5 protein-coding genes are annotated in these 6000 nt (G+C 51.6%); all 5 read right to left on the bottom strand.

Annotated elements, in window-relative coordinates; all coding sequences use genetic code 11:
* Positions 1 to 252 precede the first annotated feature (252 nt).
* Positions 253 to 2013, bottom strand: a complete 1761-nt coding sequence (gene spxB / locus GSO_RS10210; protein ID WP_010491787.1) for a pyruvate oxidase — start codon at positions 2011 to 2013, stop codon at positions 253 to 255.
* 209 nt (positions 2014 to 2222) lie between these two features.
* Positions 2223 to 3128 carry a glycine betaine ABC transporter substrate-binding protein gene (locus GSO_RS10215; RefSeq protein ID WP_010491789.1) on the bottom strand — a complete coding sequence of 302 codons (906 nt, stop codon included), beginning with the start codon at positions 3126 to 3128 and terminating at the stop codon, positions 2223 to 2225.
* A gap of 11 nt (positions 3129 to 3139) precedes the next feature.
* Positions 3140 to 3991, bottom strand: coding sequence for an ABC transporter permease (locus tag GSO_RS10220; RefSeq protein ID WP_010491791.1), 852 nt, complete (start codon positions 3989 to 3991; stop codon positions 3140 to 3142).
* Positions 3984 to 5207, bottom strand: coding sequence for a quaternary amine ABC transporter ATP-binding protein (locus GSO_RS10225; protein WP_010491793.1), 1224 nt, complete (start codon positions 5205 to 5207; stop codon positions 3984 to 3986). The genes GSO_RS10220 and GSO_RS10225 overlap by 8 nt, the downstream gene beginning before the upstream one ends.
* Before the next feature lie 354 nt (positions 5208 to 5561).
* Positions 5562 to 6000 (bottom strand): DNA/RNA nuclease SfsA (locus tag GSO_RS15905; protein ID WP_010491795.1); only part of this gene is annotated, 439 nt, incomplete at its 5' end.

The following is a 6000-nucleotide window of genomic DNA, read 5'->3' on the forward strand; positions in this document are numbered from 1 at the left end:
TACAAGTAATTTGTCAAACTGTTCAATCACTAGTGCCAAGGCGGAGCAATCGTAGGCCAGATGGGGCTCAGCCGTGGAATTGTTGTTGGTGGGGCGCTCTTTGCCCCGCCTACAACAAGGCCGAGCTTCGAAACCGCGGGCTTTGCGGGTTCGAAGTCGTACCCACAGCGTTCCAGCCACATCTGGCCGGAGATTGCGGAGTTTGGCACAGCACGGAACTCATTGCCCGAGTTTTTTCCCCTACTCACACAATTATCCAACCGGAACGTGATGCGCCTTCAAAAATTCACTGAACGGCACCAGCTTATCCGCATAGTAACGTTTCTTGAATGCTGCAATGGTCGGCGCATCGAAGCGATCAGGATCCAGTTGCAGGTGCTCGACCGGAATTGGCCGTTCGTTGGTAATTTTGGCATCAATCAGCGTCGGTTTGCCGGCAATGCGATTAACTTCGGCTTCATCAAACGCGTCAGCAAGTTCCGATACCTGCGTCACCGTGATGCCTGTCATCCCCATGCCTTTCGCGACTGTCCCAAAATCAATCGGCGGCATGTCGATACCGAACCACTCATGGCCGTCATCTTCCTGCTCATCTTCGATATAACCTAACGCATTATTGGAAAACACAACGTTAATAATCGGCAAATGGTACCGCACTTCGGTATCGAGATCCTGCATGACCATTGCTGCCGCACCGTCGCCAGTCAGATTGAAGACCTGTCGTTTAGGGAAACTCAACTGTCCGGCCAAAGCGGCTGGCAAGCCAGCGCCCATGGTGGCAAACAAACCACTGGTCGTCCAAGCTTGACGGCCGGTGACTTTCAACAGCCGCACGGCATTTTGCGTTACATCGCCGACATCAATGGCAAAAATCGCATCGTCAGTCGCTAACCGATTAATTTGACCGAAGACTGGCTCAAACCGCATATCACCAGTGGTCCGCTGCATCATGTCATCGTTGTATTGATGCCAGTTTTTCACGTTGTCGACATTTGCCTGATACCAGCCGCTACTTGGTGCATCCTCGCTGCGGGCAATCATTTTCTCCAGCGTTGCCGGTGCGTCTGCCAAAATGGCCACATCGGTGTGGTGCCGCTTGCCAAGTGTCTTCGGATCCGCTTCAATCTGAATGAACTTCGCTTTAGGCGAGAACATGACTTCGGCAAATGGGTAGTTGGAGCCGACGAACATGATGAGATCCGCGACCCGTAACGCTTCATTGGCCGGTTTCGAGGCAACCCGGGCAGCCGAACCCAGTAATGCTTCGAACTCGTACGGAATGATCGGTTTACCAAGCGCGGTGGTAATGACCGGCATCTGTAACTTTTTGGCTAGTGTCATAACGGTATCGGCCGCACCACGGACCCCTTGGCCAACATACAACACTGGTCGGGAGGCCGCACCGATCAGCCGCAAAGCTGCATCGACCTGCTCATCGCTGCCAGCCGCCAAAACCGGCGTTGCATGCGTTTCAGCCGCGCTGTAATACCCGTCAGCCGGGATCGGTTCTGCCGGCAAGTCATTGGGGATGATCACCACGGCAGCACCACGAGCGGCATAAGCACGGCGAATGGCTTCATCGATCACATGGGGCAGACTGCGCGCGGTGGTCACCGTGCGGGCATAAACGGCGCCGTCTTGAAACATTGGATCCTCGTCCAATTCCTGGAAGAAATCGGCATTCATAAACCGCTGTTCGACCTGCCCCACCAAGAATAGCGTTGGCACTTTATCCATTTTGGCATCATAGATTCCCTGGAAAAGGTGGGTTGCTCCGGGACCGGCTGATCCAAATGCCACACCAATGTGACCGGTAAGCTTACCATCGGCAACTGCTGCCGGTGCCCCGACCTCTTCATGCCGGACATGAATATATTTGATCCGCGCCTGCTCTTCATCCAGCGCATACATCATGTTATTAAACGTACCGCCGGGAATGCCGTAAAGATGGGTCACACCCCAACTTTCCAAAGTCCGCAAGGCAGCAATTCCTGCTTTAATCGTTTCAGCCATCAAAACTCTCCTCCTTTAGGTGAGCGTGAACACTTCATAAAAACCCGTTATAAACAAGTTAATCTTTTCATAGCATTAGATGCTTCTTCGCGGTTATCGTAGTCACTAAACGCCTAGAAGGCAAGCCATCTGCTCATTAACTCATCCAACAAAAAACCAAGGAAGCTATCCGCAATGTTGCGAACGACTTCCTTGGCGTTAATGATCTTCTATTTCTTCAAATCTTCAATACTGTTAATGTTCTTCATATACTTAGGCACAGCCAACCCAACGCGGGCACCGTCCATGTTGACGCCAAGATCAACGACTTGGTTCTTGTAATCGGCGTATAACTTAGCCGCCGTGTTCGGCAACCATGCGGAGACCTGCGCATCTGCGGCCTTGGTGGCAACCGATGCCCAGACCGGCTGTGGCTCCATCGCCCGAATCGTGACCTTGTAGCCGACTTGGCGCAAGACCGTTGCTACGACATTGGTGGAGGCAATTTCCGAATCCCAGGCAATGTACGTTAACGTCAACTTAGGATGCCCGCTGACATGGCTCGCACCTTTCGTCCATTCGGCAACTTGCTTAGGGTGTTTCTTAACGAAGTCTTTGGCAGCATCAGCCGGATCCTGGCCATTGTTGACGGCGAGCATCACGCTGGAAATTTCTTTTGGCGTCCAGTGAAACTGATCCAACACCCGATAGGCTTGCGGATCATCCTGCTTGAGTCCCTTCCGCACAATCGTATGGATCTGTTCGGTTTTACCATAAACATTTTTAGGATCCTTCAGAAACTTCAACGGAAACTTCGTGAACATCCAGTGTGGCGTCCACCCGGTGACCACAATCGGCCGTTTATCGGCAATCGCTTTTTTCAGCGTGCTGGTCATGGCCGCGGTTGAACTCGGCTGCAGTTGCCAATTTTTATCCGCCAGTCCGTATGCTTTCAGCGCCTTATCCGTGCTGGTCATAATCCCGGCACCGGCATCGATCCCCGTAATCGTGTAATTGATCTGCGGCCCTAGTGGCTTGTTGGCATCGTATTTCGGTTGGGTGCTACTGCATGCGGCCAGCAGCAAGACACTTGCCATCATCGCCACGGTTGCAATGATCTTTTTATAAAAACGCAAACGGCCACCTCCTAGCGTGTGCGGTTGAGGCTTTGGGTGATCCGGTCCAAAATGATCGCCAAAATGACAATCGCCAGGCCGGCAACAAAGCCACCGCCAGCATCGTTACGTCCAACGGCAAAATAGACTTTGGTTCCCAGGCCCATTGCCCCGATCATGGACGCGATGACAACCATCGACAGTGCCAGCATCATACTTTGGTTGATGCCGGCCATAATCGTGCCGCGGGCAAACGGCAGCTGCACCTTGATAAGCTGCTGCCAACTGGTCGCGCCAAATGCAACGGCTGCTTCGTTCAGATCAGCCGGTACCTGATCGATGCCAAGCTGGGTCATCCGAACGGTTGGCGGCATGGCAAAAATCACCGAGGCAACCACCCCGGGCACCATCCCGATACCGAAAAACGCAACCGCTGGAATCAAATAAACGAAGGCTGGCATGGTCTGCATGAAGTCCATCAGCGGTTTAACGATGGCGGACACGGTTTTGCTTTCTGCAGCCCAGATGCCCAGTGGAATGCCGATCACGATGGCTAACAGACTAGCCGTTAGCACAAGGGTTAAGGTTTGGGTCATGTCGCGCCAGAAACCGAGATTCCAGATCAGCAGTAAGCCCAGCAGTTCAAAAATCAACAGACTCCGATACTTCTGATCCCGTTTCAGATACCACGTCAACGCCATAATCAGCACGATGAACAGCCAAATCGGAATTAAATCGAACACGGCCTGAAAAGCGTTCACAATGCTGCCGATGAAGTTCGTCAGCACCCCGAAGAACCCGGAAAACTGGGTTAACCAGGCCACGAACGAATCGATCCAGTGGGCCAACGGTAAAGTCGGAATATTCATGAAAAGATTAAACATTGACATTGACCTCCTGTCCTGCCAGTGCCCCTAACACGGCACCGCGAATGATAATGCCGCGTAATCGGTCACGATCGTCGATAACGGCATACGGAACCGAAGTCGTGGAAACGGCGTCAAGCAGATCAGCCAGTGGCGTATCCATTTTGGTTGTCGGCACATCGGTTTTAACAATGTCCTTCAGATCCTTCTTGCCGGCATCAATGGCTGCCCGCACGTCATCCGCATCCAGAATGCCGACCAGTTTCCGTTGCGTATTCACCACATACAAACTGGAAATCTCGTTATCCCGCATGCGCCGTGCCGCCAACCGCGGACCATCCTTGTCAATGTTGACCGTATTGGCCCGAATCATGACATTAGCCGCCGTGTAAACCTGACTACGGTCCACGCCTTCGATAAATTTCTCAACGTAATCGTCAGCTGGCTGACTCAGGATTTCTTCAGGGGTACCGATCTGGACAATTTCGCCATCCTTCATGATCATGATGTGATCGCCAATCCGCAACGCCTCGTTCAGGTCGTGCGAAATAAACACAATCGTCTTATGCATGTCTTCCTGCAAATCCAGCAGTTCATCTTGCATATCCCGCCGATTCAACGGATCAAGCGCGGAAAAGGCTTCGTCCATCAGCAGGATCTCGGCATCACTGGCCAAGGCACGCGCCAAGCCAACCCGTTGCTGCATCCCACCGGAAAGTTGGTCCGGATACTGATCGGCAAACCCGTTCAAGCCAACCAAGTCGAGCGCTTTATTGGCCTTGGTTTCGCGTTCATCTTTATCCATACCCTGAATTTCCAAACCAAAGGCGGCATTTTGCAACACGGTTCGATTCGGCAAGAGCGCAAACCCTTGAAACACCATGCTGAGTTTCTTACGCCGAATCTCGCGAATGCCTTGTTTGTCCATTTTGGAAATATCGTCACCGTCAATCAGCACCTGGCCGGCAGTCGGTTCAATCAACCGATTCAGCATCCGCAAGGTCGTTGACTTCCCGGATCCGGAAAGTCCCATAATCACGAAGATTTCGCCGGTCTTGATCGAAAAGTCCGCCCGATCAACGCCGACTGTTGCGCCGGTTGCTTTTAAAATTTCCGGCTTGGTTTTGCCATTTTTCAGCATTTCCTTAGCGCGATTAATTCGTTTACCAAAAATCTTGGTCAACCCGCGGACTTCGATTTTGGTTTCTGCATCACTTTCAATTTTGTGTTGCATCCGTTCACTTCTCCTCTCGGGGTCACCGCTTTTTGACAAGCGTGCACCCAGTACTGTTTGCTTAAAGCTATTTGCTATGCATTGTGTTACTTGGCGTCTTATTTAAGAAACAGTTGTCATCGAATTGAAACAATGCTAACCATTGTAAAGATCATTTGTGTGTGATTCAAATCACGGAATCTCATTTTCATTTTTCGCCATGATCCTGACGTTTCCGAGCCCATGATTTTCCCGCCATCAAAAAAGCCCTCATCTGCATAGGATTGAGGGCTAGGGACGATTAACGACCCGGTAGCAATGCTTAAATAAAATTGTCAAGTCAAAATGAAATTTTTATGAACGAGTTTTCATTTTTCACAAACTCGCCAAGTCGATTTCTGTAAACGGAAGCTGTTCATCAAAGGCAATTTTGCGTCCTAACGTAATGGCATCGGGACCGGTTACCGTATCATATGCCAACACCCGAACGCCGGCTTGCTTAGCGTTGGTGATCGCGGTGACCAGCTCGGGAAAACGATCCCGATAAATGGTCATCTCCTGAATATCTGGCAACTGTACGATGAACACCAAAAACGCCTGGTAGCCTTCTGCCTGTGCCATCATCAAGGTATGGACATGCTTCAATGCGCGAGTCGTCGGGGCATCGGGAAATGCGGCTAACGAGCCATTCGCTAACGTCACGCCTTTGGTTTCGACAAACCATGGCTGCCCATCTGCAGCTGTGCCGGCAAAGTCCAGCCGAGAATCGCGCCAGGTTGTTTCCGGATGAACCGCATACGGCAACGTCAACCCC

It is taken from the genome of Lacticaseibacillus zeae DSM 20178 = KCTC 3804 (assembly GCF_000260435.1).
Classification (GTDB): Bacteria; Bacillota; Bacilli; order Lactobacillales; family Lactobacillaceae; genus Lacticaseibacillus; species Lacticaseibacillus zeae.

Excerpts from the sequence above, each read along its gene's own strand:
- spxB (WP_010491787.1), bottom strand. The coding sequence starts at position 2,013 with ATGGCTGAAACGATTAAAGCAGGAATTGCTGCCTTGCGGACTTTGGAA.
- GSO_RS10220 (WP_010491791.1), bottom strand. The coding sequence starts at position 3,991 with ATGTTTAATCTTTTCATGAATATTCCGACTTTACCGTTGGCCCACTGG.
- GSO_RS10225 (WP_010491793.1), bottom strand. The coding sequence starts at position 5,207 with ATGCAACACAAAATTGAAAGTGATGCAGAAACCAAAATCGAAGTCCGC.